Below are 20626 nucleotides of genomic sequence, written 5' to 3' on the forward strand. Positions count from 1 at the left end.
CAGCGAATGGCAGCCATTTCCCTGGTATGCCAGCATTGCCCGGGCGCCCCGGAATGTGTCATGAAGACCCGGTTTTTCGAGATGGCGCCGCGCGCGCCCCAAGACTTCGCCTAGACGGCCCTGAGAGAGCAAACTTCGATGAGAAACTTCCATTTCCCCGGCAGGTCCACGGTCCACGCCACCAACGCGATGGTCGCGACTTCGCATCCGCAGGCATCCCTTGCCGCGATCGAGGTGCTCCGCGAGGGCGGCACGGCGGTGGACGCGGCGGTGGCGGGTTCGGCGATACTCGGCGTGATCGAGCCGCAATCGACCGGCATCGGCGGCGATTGCTTTGCGCTGATCCAACCACGCGGCGAGGGCAAGATCATCGCCTATAACGGCTCCGGCCGGGCGCCGAAGGCGGCCAACGCCGACTGGTATCTCGAGCGCAAGATCAATTCCGTGCCGCTGACCTCGGCCCATGCGGTCTCGATCCCCGGCGTGATCGACGCTTTCGCGACCGTGCTGCGCGACCACGGCAAGTTCGGCTTCGACCGTTTGCTGCAGCCTGCGATCAAGGCGGCGGAAGAAGGCTATGTCGTCGCCCCCCGCATCGCGTTCGACTGGAAGAACCAGTTCGAGAAGCTGAAGGGCGGCACCAACACCGTGCGCTACCTGTTGCCGGGCGGCAAGCCGCCGGTCGCCGGCGACGTCATCCGCCAGGCCGAACTCGGCAAGACGCTGCGTGCCATCGCCAAGGACGGCCGCGACGCCTTCTACAAGGGCGCGATCGCGGAGGACATGGTCGAGACCCTTCGCGGCATCGGCGGTCTGCACACGCTCGACGATTTCGCCGCGCACACCACCGAGACGACGACGCCGATCGGCACCGTGTACAAGGGCCACGACGTCTGGCAGTGCCCGCCGAACGGCCCGGGCGTCACCGCGCTGTTGATGCTCAACATCCTGTCGCGCTTCGACCTGACCAAATACGCCCCCGTGAGCGTCGAGCGTTTCCATCTCGAAGCGGAAGCCGCGCGCATCGCCTACATGAACCGCGAGATGTACGTCGCCTCTCCCGAGCACATGAAGATCAACGTCGCCGAGATGCTCGAGAAGGGCTTTGCCGACGAATACATCAGCAAGATCCGAATGGACGGCATGCTCGACCTGCCGAATGTCGCGCCGCCGATGAATCCGTCGACCATCTACATCACGGTGGTGGACAAGGACCGCAACGTCTGCTCGTTCATCAACTCGGTTGCGCATTCCTTCGGCTCGGCGATCGTCTCGAACAAGACCGGCGTCCTGTTCCAGAACCGCGCCGGCGGCTTCCGCATCCAGCCGGGTCATCCCAACTGTATCGAAGGCGGCAAGCGTCCGCTGCACACGATCATGCCGGGTCTGCTCACCAAGGGCGGCCGGTCCACGATGTCGTTCGCCGTGATGGGTGGTCAGTACCAGCCGACCGGCCAGACTCACCTGCTGACCAATATTCTCGACTATGGCTGTGACGTGCAGGAGGCGATCGACATGCCGCGCGGCCTGCACTACGAGGGCCAGTATCAGCTGGAGGACAGCGTGCCGGCCGATGTCGTCGAGGGCCTGAAGAAGCTCGGCCACAAGACCACCAGCGTGGTCGGCCCGCTCGGCGGCGCCCAGGCGATCTGGATCGACTGGGACAAGGGCACGCTCACCGGCGGTTCCGATCCGCGCAAGGACGGCTGCGCACTGGGCTATTGATCGAAGGTATCGAGGACTGGAAACGACCACCGCATTGCGCTAGACACCTTCCGCCTCAAACGGAAGGTGTTCTATGCAGCGTTTTCAGCGCGCACTCCTCGCCATCATGTCGGCCCTCGCGATCACTTTGGTCGCGAGCGTATCGACATTCCTCTCCACCACGGCATCGGCCCAGACCGCAGGAAAACCCATGACCACAGCTTCAGGCTTGCAGACCATCGACAGCGTCGTCGGCACCGGCGCTTCGCCGAAGCCCGGCCAGATTTGCGTGATGCACTATACCGGCTGGCTCTACGAGAATGGCCAGAAGGGCAAGAAGTTCGACTCGTCCGTCGATCGCAACGAGCCGTTCGAATTCCCGATCGGCAAGGGCCGCGTCATCGCCGGCTGGGACGAGGGCGTTGCCACGATGAAGGTCGGCGGCAAGCGCACGCTGATCATCCCGCCGCAGCTCGGCTACGGGGCGCGCGGCGCGGGTGGCGTGATCCCGCCGAACGCGACGCTGATGTTCGACGTCGAACTGCTCGCGGTGAAGTGACCCTTCTCGTCATGCCCGGGCATGTCCCGGCCATGACGGATCGAGATCGGCACAAACAAAAAGACCGGCCTCTCGGCCGGTCTTTTCATTTCTATGTTGCGCGCGTTACTCGGCCGCGCGACGTGCCGCCGCAGCGGCGCGGTCGATTGCTTCCTTCGCGGCATCCTTGGCGTCGCCCATGGCCTTCTGGCCCTTGCCCTTGACCTCCTGGACCACGCCTTCGCCCTGAAGACGTTCGGAACCGGTGGCTTCACCGATGCCCTGCTTGGCCTTGCCGATGGCTTCGTTGGCGGTGCCCTTGATCTTGTCGCTCGTGCTACCCATGAAACTCTCCTTCCAGATTGCTCGGAATAACAACGCTGGGCGGCTATGAGGGTTCCGATTTTGGTATGGCTTGATAGGCGGCCTTTGGTTACTTTCGCACGCACGGAACCAACAGAAAGCAAGACCCATGACCGGCCATGACCATTCGCATTCCCACCATGACCACGATCATGACGATGATCGCTGGAAACATGACGGGGTGCGCGTCATTCCCGGCAACCAGCTCGATACCAACGTTCCGTCGACGGCAGGCATGGATCGCGCGGCCGCGATCAATTTCGCCCGCGTCGGCGCACAGAAATTGTGGGCGGGCACGGTCAGCATCAAGCCGGATGCGAAGACCGGCGCGCATCACCACGGTCATCTCGAAAGCGTCATCTATGTGGTGAAGGGCAAGGCGCGGATGCGCTGGGGCGAGAGCCTGCAGTTCACTGCCGAGGCCGGCCCCGGCGATTTCATTTTCGTGCCGCCCTACGTGCCGCACCAGGAGATCAATGCCAGCGCCGACGAGGTGCTGGAATGCGTGCTGGTGCGCAGCGACGGCGAGGCGGTCGCGATCAATCTCGACATCGAGCCGGTCGAAAAGCCCGAGACGGTGCTGTGGATCGATCCGGTCCATCGGGATCCGAACGAGAAGAAGTAAGGCCGAAGCGCGCGGGGTTCGGTGCGACAGAACCCCGCAGCTCGCGATCGGAAAAATATTTCGGAAGCCGTGTCGGATGGCCGCTCAGCCATCCGTCCTTGGGCAGAACCCCGCCCAAGGAGCTTCCGATGCCCAGGATGATTTTCCTCAATCTACCGGTGACCGACCTCAAGCGTGCGACCGCGTTTTACGAGGCGGTCGGCGCGACCAGGAACCAGCAATTCAGTGACAATACGGCGAGCTGCATGGTCTTTTCCGAGGCCATCTACGTGATGCTGACGACCCACGACAAATTCCGTCATTTCACGCCGAAGCCGATCGCGGATGCCAAGACCTCGAACCAGGCGTTGTTCTGCCTGTCCGCCGACAGCCGGAACGAAGTCGACGAGATCGTCGACAAGGCCGCGGCCGCGGGCGGGGTGGCCGATCCGAGCCCGAAGGACGAGTACGACTTCATGTACGGCCGCAGCTTCGAGGATCCGGATGGCCATATGTGGGGTGTGAACTGGCTGGACATGGCAGCGGTTCCTCCGAAGCCCGCCATGGCGAACGCCTGATCGAAAGCTGACGAGGAGCATTCGCAATGTCCAAGCTCGTGCCCTGCATGTGGTTCAACGGCGATGCCGAGGAGGCCGCGAAGTTCTACGTCTCACTGGTGCCGAACTCCGAGATCACGCACGTCCAGCAGAACGTTTCGGACGGCCCGTCCGGCAAGACGGGCTCCGTGCTCGTCGTCGAGTTCACGGTGGCCGGACAGCCTCTGGTCGCGCTCAACGGCGGCATGAAGATGGAGTACACGCACGCGATCTCGCTGATGATCCATTGCGACGACCAGGCGCAGGTCGACAGCGTCTGGAATGCATTCCTCGCCCATGGCGGCAAGGAAGAGCAGTGTGGCTGGCTCAGGGATCGCTGGGGCGTTGCCTGGCAGGTGGTGCCGAAAGTGATGTTCGACTTCCTGACGAGCCCCGACAAGGCCGCCGCCGCCCGCGCGATGCAGGCCATGATGAAGATGGTGAAGCTGGATGTGGAGGTCCTGCGCCGCGCGTTCGAAGGCAAGTCGGCGGCGTGACGTCAACACGGGTGCCGTAGGGTGGGCAAAGGCGCGAGAGCGCCGTGCCCACGATCTGTTCTTGGTTGAGAAGAGTGGTGGGCACGCTTGCGCTTTGCCCACCCTACGAGACCGTCTTCAGTCGTCTCAGTAATTGATCCGCAGCCCGACGCCGCCATGGATGGTGTTGCCGACCGGCTGCGGGCCCAGCGTGCCGTTGGCGAAGAGGTCCACGACCCAGCCCTTCTGCACGCGGAAGCCGAGGCGGCCGCCATATTCGAACCAGCCCTGGTTGCCCATCGTCGGCACCACCATGCCGTCGCCGGTCACGGTGGCGACGATGCCGCTACGGCTGGCGAACGACTGCACCCAGCCGCCATTGATGTTGGTCTCGATATTGCCGGCGAAGAGATGGGTCCACTGGCCGCCGATCTTGACCAGGCTGGTGCGGTCGGTGCCGGTGGCAATGGTGGCGTCGAACGGATTGAACGCGATCGTGTTGTCCGCATAGCCCGATACGCGCTGCCAGAGTTGCCAGACCTCGACGGAGGCTGCGACCTCATCCTGCGGTGACAACCGGCTCATCCAGCCGGCGCGACCGTAGACCGCGTAGTTCGCGGCGTTGGTCGAGCTGGTCACGCTCACCGGGCCGAGGCTGGTGTTGTAGCTGCGGGTGTAGTGCGCCTTCTCCCACGGCGTCAGGATCGTGCCGACGTCAAAGAACGGACGCGACGAGCCCCAATCGGTGAAGTCATAACGCAGCGCGAAGGCGCCGATCGGTGCGCTGGTGATGTTGTAGCCGCCCTCGCTGTATTGCGTGTAGGCGAGGCCGGCGAGCAGCGACAGATTGGGCGTCAGCTCCTTGCGGCCGTGGACGCCGGCCGAGAACGAGCCGGCCGAGCCGAACGCGCTGATGCAGTCGCTGCAATTGACCTGCTCGTTGACGCCAAGCAGCACCGTACCGAGCACGCGGTTGGTGATCATCTGGTTGAAGCGCTGGTTGGCGAGACCGCCAACCGAGTTGCCGCTGGAATCGGAGCCCGTCGGCGTGGGGCTGGGCGACGGGCTTGGCGACGGGACCGGGTTCGGCGACGGGGACGGACTCGGCGACGGATAGGAGGTTGGTGACGGATAGGGGTTGGGCTCGCCGCATTCAGACTCGCAGGTGCTCGCGGCTGCGGCCGAACGGGTGTTGAGCCCGAACAGCGCAAGCGTCGCGCACGCAGCCAACGCGCCGGCCAGGACAAGCCTCTTGAAGCCGAGCTGCGTCATCGTCAGCGCCCGCATAGCATGCCGTCGTCATGGACGGCGGGCGTAATGGTCGGCGAGGCATCGGCATACTGGTTGACGGCGCACAGCCCCGCATTCGCGGCGCAGTTGGCGGCGAAAGTCCAGGGCGGCGTGTTGGTCTTGGTGATGGAGACCTTGCCGCCTGTCGAGGTGATGACCGCGGTGTCGCCCGGCTGGGTGAGCTGGATGCACTGGAAGTTCAGCGTGCAGACGCTGGCCGCCCCCTCCTGAAGCACGACGACCGAGCGGCCGCGCTGCGACAGGATGTCGAGCGTGGTGCCGCGGACACCGATGGTCGCGAGCGGCGTCGTGATCTTGTAGGCGGTCTTCTCCGAATGCCCGGTCACGAAGCGGAAGGCGCCGGTGGCCATGCGAATCGCGACGTCGCGATAGCTGTGCTCGTCGTTGAAGACGGTGCGATCGAGCTTCAGCGTGGCGCTCGGTCCAAGCGACAGATTGGTGCTGTCGGCCATGACGAAGCGCGCTGCGCTGTCGGTGCCGGTGCGTACGGTCTCGTCGCGCAGCATGCTGTCGCCAACGCTGATCGGTGACGTGGTCGCGGCGACGCGCACCACCTCGTTTTGAACCAGGACGGCTTCGCCGACACGCGTTTGGGCCTGCGCGCAGGTCGCAGCGCAGAGCGTGGCCGACAGCAGCGCAGGGAAAAGCAGAAAACGAAAATTCATATGGTACCCGATCGAAGTCCCTGATCGCGCGCCTGCGTTGTGGTAGACTGATCCGTGGCGGCGCGAGACGAGCGTTAGCTTAGTGACAGTTGCGGCAGAATGCGTTCAATGGATCGGCTGAGTTGTTTTTTATTCGCGGTGACGCAGATTTGCCACGCAAACTAGCCCCACTTCAGTCGCTTGAGGCACATGCGGTTCCGCAACTGTCGCGAAGCGCAGTGATCGCTGTCGCGATCTTCCTAGCTGCGCATCTCGCGCTGCTGGTCGGGCTGGTGACGCCGGAAAAATTCGTCTTCGACGAGGTGCACTACGTGCCGGCGGCGCGGCAGATGCTGGGCTTCGGCACGTCGGATCCGATGCTCAATCCGATGCATCCGCCGCTGGCGAAAGAGCTGATCGCGGGTTCGATCGCGGCATTCGGCGACAATGCGCTGGGCTGGCGCTATCCGGCGACGCTGTTCGGTGCGCTCGCAATCGTCGCGATCTATCTCTGCGGTCTGGCGCTGTTCGGATCGCAAGGGCCCGCGATCGCAGCCGCGCTGATCGCGGCGTTCAACCAGATGCTCTATGTGCAGGCGCGCATCGCGATGCTCGACATCTTCGCGCTCGGCTTCGGTCTGCTCGCCATTGCCGCCTTCATGCACGGCTTTCGACGAGAGCGGCCGCAGGCGCTGTTCGCGCTCGCGGGTGCGTTGTTCGGTCTGGCCGCCGCCTGCAAATGGAGCGGCCTGTTTCCGCTCGGTGTTTGCATCGGGATCGTTGCATTGATCCGCCTGATGCAGGGTTGGCACACGCGGTTTGCCGATGCCAAGCCAAGCGATTGGTACCGGCCCGATCTGTGGCCGGAATTCAGGCTTCATCATGCCGCGCTCTGCTTCGCGCTGCTGCCGGCCGTGACCTATCTCGCCGCCTTCGTGCCGCTCTATGGTGTGTCGCTGCCGGATCTGGTCGAAGCACAGCGCCGCATCTTTGCCGACAACACCACCACCGCGATCGCCGGGCATACTTACATGAGCTCGTGGCCATCCTGGCCGCTGCTCGCGCGTCCCGTGTGGTTCCTGTTCGACAAGACGTCGGACGACAACGTCGCGGCGGTGGTTTTCCTCGGCAATCCGCTGGTGCTGTGGCCGGCGCTGCTCGCGCTCGCAGTGGTGTTGCGCGACTTCATCGTCGCGCGTCGCTGGGATGCTTTCCTGATCGCGGCGTTCTATTTCGGCCCCTGGCTCGCCTGGGCGCTGCTGCCGCGCACGCTGGGCTTCATCTATTATTATCTGCCGGCCGCAACCGCGGCCTCGCTCGCGCTGGTCTATGTGATGCGAAGAGAGGGCCTGCCACGCTGGCTGTTGTGGGCCTATGTCGGCCTCGCCGCGATCGGCTTTGTGGTGATGCTGCCGGTCTCGGCCGCCTTCATCGGCACGTCGATGCAGACGTTCAACCGGCTGATGCTGTTCCAGAGCTGGATCTGACACCAGAAACCGCCTGCCGTTTTCGCGGCAGGCGGTTTATCGATTTCGGCGATCAGGTCCCGGATCACTTCGACGCGGTCTTGGTGTCCATGTTCACGACCTGGACGCGACGGTTGATCGGGTCGGCGCCGTTGGCGGTGTCCTTCAGCTTGGTCTTGCCGTAGCCGACCGTGACGAGATCATTGCCGCTGAGGCCATAGTTCTGCACCAGGTACTTCTTGATCGTGTCGGCGCGACGCTCCGAGAGGCCCTGATTGTACTCTTCGGTGCCGATCGCATCGGTGTGGCCGGCGACCACGAAGGTCGAGCCCTTCAGCGACGGATCGGACAGCGCCTTGCCGAGCGCCTGCACCGACGGTACCGAGGTCTTGGCGATGTCGGCCGAGTTGTAGTCGAACTGGATCTCCAGATCGATGTTCGGCTTGGTCGACGCGAGCTCGGCAATCTGCTCGCGCTCGCCCATCGAAAGCGAACGGGTCTGCCGGTTGCGCACGGTGTTGAGGAAGGTCGCTTCCTTGGCTTGCGCCGTCGGATCGGCCTGCGGACCTGCGGACAGGCCGCGGGTAATCGGCTTCGGCTTCAACGCATCCAGGATCTGGTTGGTGGAGACGTTGGTGTCGCCGGCGAAAGCGAGGCCCGCCGTCAGCGACAGCGCGGCCGTGAGTGTGATCGCCTTCAGTCCAAAAAATTTATTGAAATGGGTCATTGTCGTATCCTCGCTGTGACGCCCGATGGCGATTTGATGCTGCGAGCATAGGGAAGGTTCAAAGGCCCGGATGTGATGCGGGTCACATTCAGAACCAGCCACAATTCGAAGCGCATCCTGGCGCCGGCGCCGGTCGGCATCCATGGCAGCCAGCCAGCGGTAGCGGCTTATCGCCGGTGCTGCACGAGGCTCGCGTCAGGAAGCAGCGCTGTCTCATTCGATCGTCGAACGCAGCGGGTCCTCCTGCAGGGTCTTTTCGAGATCGTGCCCCGCGAACCGCTGGACTCACGGCCGATGTGGGTACAATCTCCCGCTATTGCTCGTCACCAGCCGTTGTTGTCCGCTGCGTCAGCAGCCCGAAAAGCAATCGTCGCAGCGTCTCTCAGCTCGGTTCGAGCAGCAGAAATCCCCGGGTGATCCAGATCACAGTATTCCGTCGTGAACTGGATCAGGTTGCTCTCATCGGATCGGCTCAAGCTGATCCGAGAGCAGCGAAGAAGTTTAGATCAGGGGAGAATGATCATGCGCTTCTTGATCGCAGCAATTTCAATCGTAGCATTCATTGTCAGCGGCAACGCGGCTCTTGCGGACAAGCGCGTCGCTTTTGTGGTCGGCAACGCCGCCTACAAGAATGTCCCGCAGCTCCCTAATCCCGCAATCGATTCCAAGGCTATCGCCAGGGTGCTCCGCAACGTCGGTTTTGATGTCGTCGAGGGCGCCAACCTCACCCGCGACGCCATGACCGCAAAGCTCCTGGAGTTTGGCAAGAAGAGCGAGGGTGCGGATGTCGCCGTGTTCTTCTATGCCGGCCACGGCATTGCCGTGAATGGCGTCAACTACCTGTTGCCGATCGACGCGGACCTGAAGTCGGAGATGGATGTCAAGCTCGGCGCGGCGATCAATGTCGATCTCACGCTCGACCAGACCATGTCGGATGCGAAGGTGAAGCTCGTGTTCCTGGACGCCTGTCGTGACAACCCGTTTGCGGCAAAGATCCGGTCGGCCAAGGCCACGCGCTCCGTCAACGTGCAGACCGGCCTTGCCGAGATGAAGTCGGGCGAAGGCACGCTGATTGCCTTTGCCACCGGCCCCGGCCAGACCGCGCTCGACGGCGAGGCCGGTACCAACAGCCCGTTCACCCGCGCACTGGTCGCCAACATTGCCCAGCCCGGGATCGAGATCCAGCAGGCGATGACCAAGGTCCGCGCCCAGGTCAGTGACGAGACCAACAAGGGACAATTGCCCTGGGGGCATACCAACCTCACCGGCAACGTCTATCTCAATCCGGTCAACACGCCCGCTGTGGCCACGACCGACACATCGCCGATGTCGTCCGCGACCAGGCAAGGGTCCGACATCGAGCTCGAGTTCTGGCGCTCGATCAAGGACACCAACAAGGTGGAAGAGCTCAACGCCTATCTCACCAACTATCCGAACGGCACGTTCAAATCGATCGCGCTCGCCCGCATCGCGGCGTTGCAGGATGGACCGTCCAACACCACCCGCAACCTCTCGGCCGGGATCGATCCCGCGACGTTCACCGACGAAGCCAATCAGGTGTCCGAAGACCAGATCGGTTTGGACAAGAGCCAACGTCGCGACGTGCAGCGCCGCCTCACCGGGCTCGGCTTCGACGTCAAGACGACGGGCAAATTCGACGACGAGACCCGTTCCGTGATGAAGCGGTGGCAGGCGGCACGCGGCTATCCCGCGACCGGTTATCTGAACAAGCTCCAGCACAAGGCGCTGCTGTCTGAAATCATCTCGACCCGCGCGGCCTCCTCCGAGGAGCAGGCGGACGATGAGCCTTGGCGTCGCCGGTCCTCCGGTGGCGGCGGCCGGCGCCATTATAGCGGCGGTGGTGGCGGTGGCGGTCCGATGGGCGGCCCCGGCGGTCTGTTCGGCGGTATGATGGGCGGGTTGTTCGGCCGCCGCTGAGCGATAGGCAAGCAAAAGGCGGCCCGGTTCGGGCCGCCTTTTCGTTGCGGAAACCCTTGCTCACCGATTGTCGCAAAGCCGTCGTGTGATGGCCTGTCTGCGAACAAGAATTCGGCCAGATGCACGCCTAGCAGGATTCACCATCAGACAATCACCAGCAAGGGGAGCCGAGTTCCGTCCAGTGGCCAGGTCGAGTGATTATCAGTTCTATCGTGGCGGCCCGCCGGATCGGACAGTCTTCCTGGGCTCCATGCCCATTTATATCGGCGCGGCGATGATTGCGGTGGCGATCCTGCTCTCGACGCTGATCACAGGGCTGACCTCCCGCTATGTCGGCCTCGAAGCTCCGACCGACGAGAACATGTGGCTGGTCGATCGCCTCACCGGCAGCGTCTATCGCTGCCAGGCGGAGGGCCGGGGCAAGGCCGCATGCGAGCCCGATATCGCCACCGGGAGCGTAGGGGAGCGCCCAAAAGCCGCACGTTAGATCGAGCGAAACTCTCTTCCTCCGCGAGACGCTATCCCGGAAAGATAGCTGTCGCGTAGGCCGGCATCACGCTGGTTTCGTTTTCCGGAGGAGGAAACTTGATGAAGACCCTGTTGCTCGCGGCGGCGTTCGCTGCACTTGCTCTGTCTCCCGCATCGGCTGCCAAGATGGCCTGCACCAGCGCGAATATGGCCAAGCTTGTTGTCGGCCTGGGCGGTGAAGACACGCCCGGCAAGATCGCGGCGCGGAAGTCGATGGCTTCGGCCAATTCCGACATGAGCAAAGGCAACATGCGCAGCGCCTGCAAGCACTACGTGAGCGCCGAGAAGGCGATGGCGATGAAGTAAGCTTCGCGCCAATCCGGTTTGATCCGGCCGCGCTGTCAGCAGATGGCAGCGCGGCTTTTCTTTGCCTCGATCCTTCTCCTGTTCTTTTTCTTGTTCTTTTTCCTGGCGCGAATCCCGCTACATTGCCTGCCGCAATGTCCCGCGCACCAAAACCCCTTCCGCTCCCGACGACGCAGGCCCGGCAGATCTGGCTGCGCGCCCAGCGGCTCGACACGCGCGCGCCGTTCGGCGAGGGCGCCCAGGCCGTGGCGGAGGCGATCGCCCATCTCGGCTATGTACAGATCGACACCATCAACGTGATCGAGCGCTGCCATCACCACATCCTGTTCAGCCGCATCCCGTCCTATGGCCGGGCCGATTTGCGCCATGCCCAAAGCATCGACAAAAGCGTGTTCGAATACTGGACCCATGCGCTGTCCTACGTGCCGTCGAACGATTTCCGGTTCTTCCTGCCGGCGATGCGCGAGCACAAGCGCGAGGGCCACAGATGGTATGCCTCGGTGACGCCGGCCGACACGCGCAAGGTGATGCGGCTGCTTCGCGCCGGTCCGCTGACGATCCGCGACATCGAGGACGACGTGCTGACCGAGAAGGAGCATCTGTGGCAGAGCCGCAAGCCTTCGAAGCGGGCACTTCAGCTTGCCTTCTACACCGGCGTCGCGACCGTCAGCGCGCGCCAGGGCATGCTCAAGACCTATGATCTGATGACGCGGCATTTCGGCTGGGACAAGCTGCCGAAGCCGGCCTCGGCCAAGGAGATCACGGCCTATCTGCTGGACCGCGCGCTGCGCTCGCAAGGCGTGGTCAGCCTCGATTCGATCTGCCATCTCGATGCGCCGAGCAAGAAGGCGGTCGCGGCCCTCATCGCCTCGCGCGTCCGCCGCGGCGAGGTCTTGCCTGTCGCGATCGAGGGCGCCGGCAAGCAGGAGCACTGGGCCACGCCTGCGGCGCTGGAGCCGCATGAGGTGTCACCCGATCTCGTCCACATCCTGTCGCCGTTCGATCCGCTGATCATCCAGCGCAAGCGCACCAATCTCATCTTCGGCTACAACCACCTGTTCGAGGCCTATGTGCCGAAGGCGAAGCGCAAGCTTGGTTACTTCGCGCTGCCCGTGCTGGTCGGCGACGAGATCGTCGCCGCGCTCGATCTCAAGACCGACCGGCAGGCCAAGAAGCTGTTGATGCAGAAATGGACTTGGCTCGGGCAGGGCAAGAAGACGGCGGGGCGCAAGGAGCTGAAGCAGAAGATCGAGGAGGAGCTCGATCGGTTCGAGCGGTTTCAGCTGGCGGATTAGATCCCACTTCGTAGGGCGGATTAGCCGAAGGCGTAATCCGCCATCCCTGTCATCGCGGAGAGAGGATCGGCGGATTACGCTGCGCTAATCCGCCCTACGGATCACCGCGAGCTGGTCGATCCAAACGCCCAACAGAATCCCGGCCGCATACGCCACCAGATTCCACAGCGAGAAGATCCGGCCCAACAGCAACGCGCCGGCGGTGGTGAGCCGGAACGCATCGAGCCAGGGCGTATGCACCGGCCGCGAAAGCTCGACCACGATCGCGATCACCATGGCGACGGCCGCGATCTGGCTCCGCGACATCAGCGGCAGCACAACCCCGACCAGTAAGAACACCATCGTCGCCCACAGCAGCGAGCCGCCGTACTTGACCACGAAGGCCGGAAGGCCGATCGGAAAGCCGTACCAGCGTAGGGACAGCCCGCAGGCGATCACGGCGAGCGCCAGCCCGGCTCGGACCAGCATCCGTCGTCGCAGCGCAAGGGTGTTGACCGGCTGCGCTCCGTGCATGGCTTCCATTGACTCTTTGCCCGTGATGCTGAAAACCGCCAATTAGCCCATAAAAGCAACAACCCTGGGGGGAAGCCATGAGCCAGACCACGACCTATACCGGTTCCGCCGGTGCGAAAAGCGCCATCGAAACCTCGACCATTCGCGCCATCTCCTGGCGCCTGATCCCGTTCCTGGTGCTGGCCTACTTCTTCTCCTATCTCGACCGCGTCAATCTCGGCTTCGCCGCGCTGACCATGAACGCCGAGCTGAAGTTCACGCCGCTGATCTTTTCCTGGGGCGCCGGCATCTTCTTCATCGGTTATTTCATCTTCGAGGTGCCGAGCAATCTGGCGCTGGAGAAGTTCGGCGCCAGCCGCTGGATCGCCCGCATCATGGTGACCTGGGGCATCATCTCGGCCCTGATGGCGCTGGTGAGCGGCGTGACCAGCTTCTATGTCCTGCGCTTCCTGCTCGGCGTGGCCGAAGCCGGCTTCTTCCCGGGTATCATCCTCTATCTGACCTATTGGTACCCGGCCGAGTATCGCGGCCGCTTCCTTGCGGCCTTCGCGATCGCCGTGCCGGTCTCGACCGTGATCGGCGCGCCGATCTCGGGCCTGCTGCTCGGGCTCGACGGGGTCATGGGACTGAAGGGCTGGCAGTGGCTGTTCATTCTCGAGGGCATCCCCTCGGTGCTGCTCGGCATCGTCACCTGGTTCTACCTCACCGACAGGCCGGAGAAGGCGGACTGGCTCTCGGCCGAGCAGAAGGCCTGGCTCAAGGCGAGGCTTGATGCCGAGATCGCGGCCAAGCAGGCCGTGAAGCATCTGACGCTTGGCGAGGCGCTGTCCTCACCCAAGGTGATCATGCTGAGCCTGATCTATTTCGGCTTCGTCGGCGCGCTTTACGGCATGCAGTTCTGGCTGCCGCAGATCGTCAAGGCGTTCGGCCTCACCAACGCCCAGACCGGCTTCGTCACCGCGATCCCCTATGTGTTCGGCACGGTCGCCATGATCCTGTGGGCGCGGCATTCGGATGCCACGCGCGAACGCGTGATGCATGTCGGCGCGCCCATGATCCTGATCGCGGTCGCGCTCGCCATCTCCAGCTACCTCACCGATCCCACCATGACGATGGTGGCGCTGACCTTCGCCGCGATCGGCGTGTTCTGCGTGTTCGGCGTGTTCTGGACCTTGCCGACCTCCTGGCTGTCGGGCACGGCGGCCGCCGGCGCCATCGCGCTGATCAACTCGATCGGCAATCTGGCCGGCTTCGGCGGCCCGTATCTGATCGGCTGGGTCAAGGAAGCGACCGGACAGACTTCGACGGGTCTGCTGGTGCTCGCGGTCCTGCCGCTGCTCGCCGGCATTTTGGTCTTTGTCGGCGGCCACGAGACCAAACACGAGTTCGCCGAGCAGGGGCGGTAGCGCCGAGCGAACGGTCCCGTAGGGTGGGCAAAGGCGCATTTGCGCCGTGCCCACGAGCTCTCTCGATCACGAAAAATGCGTGGGCACGCTTCGCTTTGCCCACCCTACGGCATCGCGCCTGAGGCGAGGGATTCGGGCTACAAGCCTCCGCGAAGCCTACTATAGCACCTCCTCAACCGTGCCCTCGCAATCCTTACCACCCCTTAACGATCACGCTTTTCTGATAACTGACGATTATTGACTTTTATCAGTGATTAGTCGACATTCCTCTCATTACAGACGCAGGAGTGTCCTCCGATGTTCGTTCGGTCCGTTTTGTCCAGCTATTCCAGGTTCTTGGCGGGTGTGTCGCTGGCCCTGATGGCCGCCGCGCTGGCTGGGTGCAACGATACCGTGGCGCAAAAAGCCGAGCCGCCGCGGCCGGTTCTGGTCGCAACCGCTCATTATGATGCCGAGACCCCCGAGCGCAGCTTCGTTGGGACCATCCGCCCCCGGATCGAGAGCGACCTCGGCTTTCGCGTCGCCGGCAAGGTCGACAAGCGTCTGGTCGAGGTCGGCCAGACCGTCGAGATCGGCCAGCCGCTCGCCACCCTCGACGAGATCGACCTGAAGCTCCAGGCCGAGCAGGCCGTCGCGGAGCAGACCGCGGCCACTGGCGTGCTGGCCCAGGCCGCCGCCGCCGAGCAGCGCGCCAAGGATTTGAAGGCCAAGGGCTGGACCACGGATGCGGCACTGGATTCGAGCCGCGCGGCTGCCGACGAAGCCCGTGCGCGCCTCGACCGCGCCGTCCGCTCGGTCGAGCTGACCAAGAATTCCCTTTCCTACGCGACGCTCAACGCCGACGCCCGTGGCGTCGTCACCGCAACGCTGATCGAGCCCGGCCAGGTGGTTGCCGCAGGCCAGACCTCGATCCGTGTCGCCCGCTTTGCCGAAAAGGAAGCGGTCGTCGCGATCCCTGAGACGCTGGTCGGACGTGCCAAGTCGGGCGCCGCCAGCGTCACTCTTTGGTCGGAGCCGGACAAGAAGTACACGGCGAAGCTGCGCGAGATCGCGCCCACCGCGGATTCCGCCACGCGCACCTATCTCGCAAAGTTCTCGCTGCCCGAAGCCGACGACAAGGTTTCGCTCGGCATGACCGCGACGCTGACGCTGTCGGACGCCGCCACCGAGCGCGTCGCGCGTCTGCCGCTGTCGGCGCTGTTCAACGAGGGCGGCAAGCCGTCCTTCTATGTCGTCGACGACAATGGCGCGGTCATGCTGAAGCCGGTGGCGGTGAAGTCCTACGACAGCAACGACGTCGTCATCACCAGCGGTGTCGACGAGGGTGCCAAGATCGTCACGCTCGGCGTGCAGAAGCTCGATCCCGGCCAGAAGGTGCGGGTGGTGTCGTCACTGTCTTTCTGAGCGTTACGACCAGTTACGTCGTGTGAGGTGAGTTTCGGCCTTTGCCCCTACGCAACGGCTGAAGCGGCGAAGCGATCCAGAACCTGCCCAGCCCCCTGGATTGCTTCGCTGCCTCGCGACGACGCCTTGAACAGAGTGGCTGTCGTTTTTGGCAAGTGGATCGTTTTTTCCGGAGAGTGCGATGAAGCGCTTCAACCTTTCGGCCTGGGCCGTCAGCCATCCGACGCTGGTGCTGTTCCTGATGCTCGTGCTCGGCGTCGCCGGCTTCTTCTCCTATCAGAAGCTCGGCCGCGCCGAGGATCCGTTCTTCACGGTGAAGGTGGTCAACGTCTCGGTGATGTGGCCGGGCGCGACCGCGCAGGAAATGCAGACCCAGGTCGCCGATCCCATCGAGAAGAAGATCCAGGAGCTGCCCTATTTCGAGAAGGTGCAGACCTACTCCAAGCCCGGCTTCACCGCGCTTCAGGTCACCTTCCGTGACTCCACGCCGCCGAAGGATGTGCCTTATCTCTTCTATCTCCTGCGCAAGAAGCTCGTCGACGTGCAGGGCCAGTTGCCCGCAGGGATCCTGGGACCGGTCGTCAACGACGAGTTCTCCGACGTCGATTCCATCCTCTATATGATGACCGGCGACGGCGCCGATTACGCCCAGCTCAAGAAGGTCTCCGAAGGTTTTCGTCAGCGCCTGCTCAAGGTGCCCGGCGTCACCAAGGTTGACGTCTACGGCAATCAGGACGAGCGCATCTTCGTCGAGTTTTCGCATGCGAAGCTCGCCACCCTCGGCATCACGCCGCAGGCGCTGTTCGATTCGCTTGCCAAGCAGAACAACGTGACCCCGGCCGGCACGGTCGAGACCTCGTCGCAGCGCGTGCCGCTGCGCGTCACCGGTGCGCTCGACGGCGCCAAGGCGGTGGCCGAGACCCCCGTCGAGAGCAACGGCCGCGTGTTCCGCCTCGGCGACATCGCCACCGTCACCCATGGCTATGTCGATCCGCCGAGCTTCGTCGTCCGTCAGGAAGGCAAGCCCGCGATCGGCATAGGCGTCGTCACCGCCAAGGGCGCCAACATCCTCGAGCTCGGCAAGGAGGTCGAGAAGGCGACCGCGGAGTTCATGAAGGCCGTGCCGCAGGGCGTCGACGTCGCGCTGATCGCCGATCAGCCCAAGGTGGTCGAGCACGCCGTCGGCGAGTTCGTGCACTCCTTCATGGAAGCGCTCGTCATCGTGCTGTTTGTCTCGTTCCTCGCGCTCGGCTGGCGCACCGGCATCGTGGTCGCGCTCTCCGTGCCGCTGGTGCTCGGCATCGTCTTCATCGTCATGAACACGATGTCGCTCGACCTGCACCGCATCACGCTCGGCGCGCTGATCATCGCGCTCGGCCTGCTCGTCGACGACGCCATCATCGCGGTCGAGATGATGGTGGTGAAGATGGAGCAGGGCTGGGATCGCATGCGTGCGGCGTCCTTTGCCTGGGAATCGACTGCGTTTCCGATGCTCACGGGAACGCTGGTCACGGCCGCTGGCTTCCTCCCCATCGGCTTTGCCAATTCCGCGGTCGGCGAATATGCCGGCAGCATCTTCTGGATCGTGGCGATCGCGCTGGTCGCATCCTGGTTCGTGGCGGTGATCTTCACGCCCTATATCGGCGTCATGCTGCTGCCCAACATCAAGGTGCATCACAATCACGATCCGCACGCGGTCTACGAGACCCGCATGTACCGCGGCCTGCGCGCCATCGTGCAATGGTGCGTCAATCACCGCATCACCGTGGTGGTCGCGACCGTCGGCGTCTTCATCGCCTCCATCGTCGGCTTCGGCCATGTCCAGCAGCAGTTCTTCCCGCTGTCGGAGCGGCCCGAGCTGTTCCTCCAGCTGCGTCTGCCCGAGGGTACCGCCTTCAACGTCACCGAGAAGGCCGTGAAGAAGGCCGAGACGCTGCTCAAGGACGACAAGGACATCGAGACCTATACGTCTTATGTCGGCCAGGGCTCGCCGCGCTTCTGGCTCGGCCTCAACCCGCAACTGCCGAACGAGGCCTTTGCCGAGATCGTCATCGTCGCCAAGGGCGTCGAGGCACGCGAACGGGTCAAGGCCAAGATCGAAGGCGCGGTTGCCGACGGCATGCTGACCGAGGCGCGCGTGCGCGTCGACCGCTTCAATTTCGGTCCGCCGGTCGGCTTCCCCGTGCAGTTCCGCGTGATCGGCCCCGACGCCAACAAGGTGCGCGAGATCGCCTACCAGGTTCGCGACGTCATGCGGCAGAACAAGAACGTCAAGGACGTCCAGCTCGACTGGAACGAGCAGTCGCCTTACCTCAAGCTCGTCGTCGACCAGGATCGCGCCCGTGCCATGGGTCTCACCCCCCAGGACGTCTCCCAGGCGCTGTCCATGCTGATCTCGGGCGCGCAGGTCACGACCGTGCGTGACGGCATCGAGAAGGTTGGCGTGGTTGCCCGCGCGATTCCGTCCGAGCGCCTCGATCTCGGCGGCGTCGGTGATCTCACCATCACCTCGAAGAACGGCGTGGCCGTGCCGCTGCAGCAGATCGCCAAGATCGAGTACGCCCACGAGGAGCCGATCATGTGGCGGCGCAACCGCGACATGGCGATCACCGTGCGCTCGGACGTCGTCGACGGCGTGCAGGCGCCCGACGTCACCAACCAGATCACGCCGAAGCTGCAGCAGATCAAGGACTACCTCGAGCCGGCCTACCGCATCGAGCCGGGTGGTGCGTTCGAGGAATCCGCCAAGGGCAATGCCTCGATCTTCATCCTCTTCCCGCTGATGGTCATGGTGATGCTGACGCTGCTGATGTTCCAGCTGCAGAGCTTCTCGCGCCTGATCCTGGTGTTCCTGACCGCGCCGCTCGGCATCGTCGGTGCCTCCTTCGGCCTCAACGTCGCCAACGCGCCGTTCGGATTCGTGGCGCTGCTGGGCCTGATCGCGCTCGCCGGCATGATCATGCGCAACACGGTCATCCTGGTCGACCAGATCGAGACCGACGTGTCTCACGGCTTGACTCGCCGGGAGGCGATCGTGGAGGCGACCGTCCGCCGCGCCCGCCCAGTGGTGTTGACGGCGCTCGCCGCCATCCTCGCCATGATCCCGCTGTCGCGGTCGGCCTTCTGGGGCCCGATGGCGATCACGATCATGGGCGGCCTGTTCGTCGCGACGTTCCTGACGCTGCTGTACCTGCCGGGCCTCTACGCCCTGTGGTTCCGCAAGAGCCTCGACGAGGCCGGCACCCCCGAGCAGCCTGCCGCGCCGCAGCATGGGAGCGATGACCAGCACGCAATTCCGCTTGCTGAAGCGGCTGAATAAATGAGAAGACTACCGACGGACGAGTCCTGACACATGACACTGGTTGCGGAACATATCGAAGGCGACACCCGGGATCGTATTCTCGAGGTGGCTGAGCGGCTGTTCCGCGTGATCGGCTACCAGAAGACCACGGTCGGGGACATCGCCAAAGAGCTCCGGATGAGCCCCGCCAATGTCTATCGCTTCTTTGAATCGAAGAAGGCGATCCACCAGGCGGTGGCGCGGGGCCTGATGGGTGAGGTCGAGCTGGAGGCGCAGCGGATCGTGGCTCGGCCCGGCCCGGTGCTTCCGCGCTTCCGCGAGCTGCTCACCACCATCCACCGCATGAACACCGAGCGCTATGTCGGCGATTCCAAGCTGCATGAGATGGTCGAGATCGCCATGCAGGAGGACTGGGACGTCTGTGTCGCCCATATGGAGTGCATTGCCGGCTTCATGGGCCAGATGATCGCGCAGGGCGTTGCTTCCGGCGAATTCGAAGCGCCGGACCTGCAGCTGGCCTCGCTGTGCGCCTGCACCGCGATGATGCGCTTCTTCCACCCCCAGATGATCGCCCAGTGCGCCACCAAGCCGGGCCCGACCATCGACCAGATGATCGATTTCGTCATCGCGGGTCTGTCGCCGCGCCACTGACGGGCCGCCGGGTTTCCCCTATAAGCTGCTTCGCATTGCCCGGAATGGCGGGATAGCGGAGAAGCAGCGCGTGACCGACAAAGACCTGTACTTCTACGAGCCCTCCAAGGGCCACGGCCTCAAGCACGATCCCTTCAACGCCATCATCGCGCCGCGGCCGATCGGCTGGATCTCGTCGCGCGACAGCAAGGGCCACGTCAACCTCGCGCCCTACAGCTTCTTCAACGCCTTCGCTTACGTGCCGCCGATCATCGGCTTCTCCTCAACCAACTGGAAGGACTCGGTCGAGAACATCCAGCAGACCGGCGAGTTCGTCTGGAATCTCGCCACCATGGATCTCGCCAAGCACATGAACGCGACCGCCGCGCATGTTGCGCCTGAGGTCGACGAGTTCGAGATCGCGGGTCTCACCGCCGTGCCGGGCAAGCTGGTCAACGTGCCGCGCGTCGGCGAGAGCCCCGTCGCCTTCGAATGCAAGGTGTCCGACATCGTCCGCCTCAAGGGCGCCGACGGCAAGGAGGCCGACGCCTGGCTGACCCTCGGCGAGGTCGTCGCCGTCCATATCGACAAGGCCATGATCAAGGACGGCGTCTACCAGACCGCCGCCGCCCGCCCGATTGTGCGCGCCGGCCGTCGCGGCGATTATTTCGAGATCAAGCCGGAAAACATGTTCGAGATGGTCCGGCCGGATTAAGGCCGGGCCGCACTCCCTCCACACAGTCATTCCGGGGCGACGCGTAGCGTCGAGCCCGGAATCCATAACCACCATCGGGCGTATGGATTCCGGGCTCGCGCCAAGAGGCGCACCCCGGAATGACATGGGGAGACATTCAGCCCATTCCCCCTCCCGGAACT

Annotated in this window: 20 protein-coding genes; 15 read left to right on the top strand and 5 right to left on the bottom strand. The window is 63.9% G+C overall.

Annotation, left to right across the window (positions count from 1 at the left end; translation table 11 throughout):
* Positions 1-138: 138 nt before the first annotated feature.
* Both ggt and NLM31_RS11245 read left to right on the top strand, forming a co-directional pair.
* Positions 139-1725 (top strand): gamma-glutamyltransferase, encoded by a 1587-nt coding sequence (gene ggt / locus NLM31_RS11240; protein ID WP_254129230.1) that lies wholly within the window; start codon positions 139-141, stop codon positions 1723-1725.
* Positions 1726-1798: 73 nt separating this feature from the next.
* Positions 1799-2263, top strand: a complete 465-nt coding sequence (locus NLM31_RS11245) for an FKBP-type peptidyl-prolyl cis-trans isomerase (protein ID WP_254129231.1) — start codon at positions 1799-1801, stop codon at positions 2261-2263.
* A gap of 105 nt (positions 2264-2368) precedes the next feature.
* On the opposite strand, the gene NLM31_RS11250 is transcribed toward NLM31_RS11245, so the two are convergent.
* Positions 2369-2587 (bottom strand): CsbD family protein, encoded by a 219-nt coding sequence (locus tag NLM31_RS11250; RefSeq protein ID WP_254129232.1) that lies wholly within the window; start codon positions 2585-2587, stop codon positions 2369-2371.
* 127 nt (positions 2588-2714) lie between these two features.
* Here NLM31_RS11250 and NLM31_RS11255 point away from each other — a divergent pair, with 127 nt between their 5' ends.
* From NLM31_RS11255 to NLM31_RS11265, 3 genes are all read left to right on the top strand, one after another.
* On the top strand, positions 2715-3230 hold the full coding sequence (locus NLM31_RS11255) for a cupin domain-containing protein (protein WP_254129233.1): 516 nt from the start codon (positions 2715-2717) through the stop codon (positions 3228-3230).
* A gap of 128 nt (positions 3231-3358) precedes the next feature.
* Entirely contained in the window at positions 3359-3787 is a 429-nt protein-coding gene (locus NLM31_RS11260) for a VOC family protein (protein ID WP_254129234.1), read from the top strand.
* Between the two features lie 26 nt (positions 3788-3813).
* A complete protein-coding gene (locus NLM31_RS11265) occupies positions 3814-4302 on the top strand; it encodes a VOC family protein (protein ID WP_254129235.1) in 489 nt (162 codons plus the stop codon).
* 126 nt (positions 4303-4428) lie between these two features.
* Here NLM31_RS11265 and NLM31_RS11270 read toward each other — a convergent pair whose 3' ends face one another.
* Together NLM31_RS11270 and NLM31_RS11275 are read right to left on the bottom strand one after the other, a co-directional pair.
* The gene (locus NLM31_RS11270) at positions 4429-5568 is read right to left on the bottom strand and encodes a hypothetical protein (RefSeq protein WP_254129236.1); all 1140 of its coding nucleotides are present in this window, start codon (positions 5566-5568) and stop codon (positions 4429-4431) included.
* Positions 5556-6257 carry a FecR domain-containing protein gene (locus NLM31_RS11275; protein WP_254129237.1) on the bottom strand — a complete coding sequence of 234 codons (702 nt, stop codon included), beginning with the start codon at positions 6255-6257 and terminating at the stop codon, positions 5556-5558. The genes NLM31_RS11270 and NLM31_RS11275 overlap by 13 nt, the downstream gene beginning before the upstream one ends.
* A 218-nt stretch (positions 6258-6475) precedes the next feature.
* Between NLM31_RS11275 and NLM31_RS11280 the strand changes: the two genes are divergently transcribed.
* The gene (locus NLM31_RS11280; protein WP_254129238.1) at positions 6476-7723 is read left to right on the top strand and encodes a phospholipid carrier-dependent glycosyltransferase; all 1248 of its coding nucleotides are present in this window, start codon (positions 6476-6478) and stop codon (positions 7721-7723) included.
* 64 nt (positions 7724-7787) lie between these two features.
* Here NLM31_RS11280 and NLM31_RS11285 read toward each other — a convergent pair whose 3' ends face one another.
* Complete coding sequence (locus NLM31_RS11285) at positions 7788-8429, bottom strand: OmpA family protein (RefSeq protein ID WP_254129239.1); 642 nt, start codon at positions 8427-8429, stop codon at positions 7788-7790.
* Positions 8430-8951: 522 nt separating this feature from the next.
* Here NLM31_RS11285 and NLM31_RS11290 point away from each other — a divergent pair.
* From NLM31_RS11290 to NLM31_RS11305, 4 genes are all read left to right on the top strand, one after another.
* On the top strand, positions 8952-10367 hold the full coding sequence (locus tag NLM31_RS11290) for a caspase family protein (RefSeq protein ID WP_254192246.1): 1416 nt from the start codon (positions 8952-8954) through the stop codon (positions 10365-10367).
* A gap of 250 nt (positions 10368-10617) precedes the next feature.
* Positions 10618-10854, top strand: coding sequence for a hypothetical protein (locus NLM31_RS11295; RefSeq protein ID WP_254129241.1), 237 nt, complete (start codon positions 10618-10620; stop codon positions 10852-10854).
* A 101-nt stretch (positions 10855-10955) separates the two neighbouring features.
* Positions 10956-11201 (top strand): hypothetical protein, encoded by a 246-nt coding sequence (locus tag NLM31_RS11300; RefSeq protein WP_254129242.1) that lies wholly within the window; start codon positions 10956-10958, stop codon positions 11199-11201.
* 134 nt (positions 11202-11335) lie between these two features.
* Complete coding sequence (locus tag NLM31_RS11305) at positions 11336-12496, top strand: winged helix-turn-helix domain-containing protein (protein ID WP_254192247.1); 1161 nt, start codon at positions 11336-11338, stop codon at positions 12494-12496.
* Between the two features lie 84 nt (positions 12497-12580).
* Here NLM31_RS11305 and NLM31_RS11310 read toward each other — a convergent pair whose 3' ends face one another.
* A complete protein-coding gene (locus NLM31_RS11310) occupies positions 12581-13009 on the bottom strand; it encodes a DUF2809 domain-containing protein (RefSeq protein ID WP_254129244.1) in 429 nt (142 codons plus the stop codon).
* 77 nt (positions 13010-13086) lie between these two features.
* Between NLM31_RS11310 and NLM31_RS11315 the strand changes: the two genes are divergently transcribed.
* The 5 genes from NLM31_RS11315 (at position 13087) to NLM31_RS11335 (ending at position 20465) form a co-directional block, all read left to right on the top strand.
* Positions 13087-14415: an MFS transporter gene (locus NLM31_RS11315; protein WP_254129245.1), complete on the top strand. Its 1329-nt coding sequence runs from the start codon at positions 13087-13089 to the stop codon at positions 14413-14415.
* A gap of 297 nt (positions 14416-14712) precedes the next feature.
* The gene (locus tag NLM31_RS11320) at positions 14713-15819 is read left to right on the top strand and encodes an efflux RND transporter periplasmic adaptor subunit (protein WP_254192248.1); all 1107 of its coding nucleotides are present in this window, start codon (positions 14713-14715) and stop codon (positions 15817-15819) included.
* Between the two features lie 181 nt (positions 15820-16000).
* Positions 16001-19138, top strand: coding sequence for an efflux RND transporter permease subunit (locus NLM31_RS11325; RefSeq protein ID WP_254129247.1), 3138 nt, complete (start codon positions 16001-16003; stop codon positions 19136-19138).
* A gap of 33 nt (positions 19139-19171) precedes the next feature.
* Positions 19172-19771, top strand: coding sequence for a TetR/AcrR family transcriptional regulator (locus NLM31_RS11330; RefSeq protein ID WP_254129248.1), 600 nt, complete (start codon positions 19172-19174; stop codon positions 19769-19771).
* Between the two features lie 70 nt (positions 19772-19841).
* Positions 19842-20465, top strand: a complete 624-nt coding sequence (locus NLM31_RS11335; protein ID WP_254129249.1) for a flavin reductase family protein — start codon at positions 19842-19844, stop codon at positions 20463-20465.
* Positions 20466-20626: the final 161 nt, after the last annotated feature.

This window comes from Bradyrhizobium sp. CCGUVB4N (assembly GCF_024199945.1).
Classification (GTDB): domain Bacteria; phylum Pseudomonadota; class Alphaproteobacteria; order Rhizobiales; family Xanthobacteraceae; genus Bradyrhizobium.

What these genes read in the sequence shown, in the direction of transcription:
- NLM31_RS11245 (WP_254129231.1), top strand. Translation starts at nt 1,799, where the DNA reads ATGCAGCGTTTTCAGCGCGCACTCCTCGCCATCATGTCGGCCCTCGCG.
- NLM31_RS11290 (WP_254192246.1), top strand. Translation starts at nt 8,952, where the DNA reads ATGCGCTTCTTGATCGCAGCAATTTCAATCGTAGCATTCATTGTCAGC.
- NLM31_RS11255 (WP_254129233.1), top strand. Translation starts at nt 2,715, where the DNA reads ATGACCGGCCATGACCATTCGCATTCCCACCATGACCACGATCATGAC.
- NLM31_RS11330 (WP_254129248.1), top strand. Translation starts at nt 19,172, where the DNA reads ATGACACTGGTTGCGGAACATATCGAAGGCGACACCCGGGATCGTATT.
- NLM31_RS11260 (WP_254129234.1), top strand. Translation starts at nt 3,359, where the DNA reads ATGCCCAGGATGATTTTCCTCAATCTACCGGTGACCGACCTCAAGCGT.
- NLM31_RS11310 (WP_254129244.1), bottom strand. Translation starts at nt 13,009, where the DNA reads ATGCACGGAGCGCAGCCGGTCAACACCCTTGCGCTGCGACGACGGATG.
- ggt (WP_254129230.1), top strand. Translation starts at nt 139, where the DNA reads ATGAGAAACTTCCATTTCCCCGGCAGGTCCACGGTCCACGCCACCAAC.
- NLM31_RS11270 (WP_254129236.1), bottom strand. Translation starts at nt 5,568, where the DNA reads ATGCGGGCGCTGACGATGACGCAGCTCGGCTTCAAGAGGCTTGTCCTG.
- NLM31_RS11275 (WP_254129237.1), bottom strand. Translation starts at nt 6,257, where the DNA reads ATGAATTTTCGTTTTCTGCTTTTCCCTGCGCTGCTGTCGGCCACGCTC.
- NLM31_RS11250 (WP_254129232.1), bottom strand. Translation starts at nt 2,587, where the DNA reads ATGGGTAGCACGAGCGACAAGATCAAGGGCACCGCCAACGAAGCCATC.
- NLM31_RS11320 (WP_254192248.1), top strand. Translation starts at nt 14,713, where the DNA reads ATGTTCGTTCGGTCCGTTTTGTCCAGCTATTCCAGGTTCTTGGCGGGT.
- NLM31_RS11285 (WP_254129239.1), bottom strand. Translation starts at nt 8,429, where the DNA reads ATGACCCATTTCAATAAATTTTTTGGACTGAAGGCGATCACACTCACG.
- NLM31_RS11315 (WP_254129245.1), top strand. Translation starts at nt 13,087, where the DNA reads ATGAGCCAGACCACGACCTATACCGGTTCCGCCGGTGCGAAAAGCGCC.
- NLM31_RS11305 (WP_254192247.1), top strand. Translation starts at nt 11,336, where the DNA reads ATGTCCCGCGCACCAAAACCCCTTCCGCTCCCGACGACGCAGGCCCGG.
- NLM31_RS11265 (WP_254129235.1), top strand. Translation starts at nt 3,814, where the DNA reads ATGTCCAAGCTCGTGCCCTGCATGTGGTTCAACGGCGATGCCGAGGAG.
- NLM31_RS11295 (WP_254129241.1), top strand. Translation starts at nt 10,618, where the DNA reads ATGCCCATTTATATCGGCGCGGCGATGATTGCGGTGGCGATCCTGCTC.
- NLM31_RS11325 (WP_254129247.1), top strand. Translation starts at nt 16,001, where the DNA reads ATGAAGCGCTTCAACCTTTCGGCCTGGGCCGTCAGCCATCCGACGCTG.
- NLM31_RS11300 (WP_254129242.1), top strand. Translation starts at nt 10,956, where the DNA reads ATGAAGACCCTGTTGCTCGCGGCGGCGTTCGCTGCACTTGCTCTGTCT.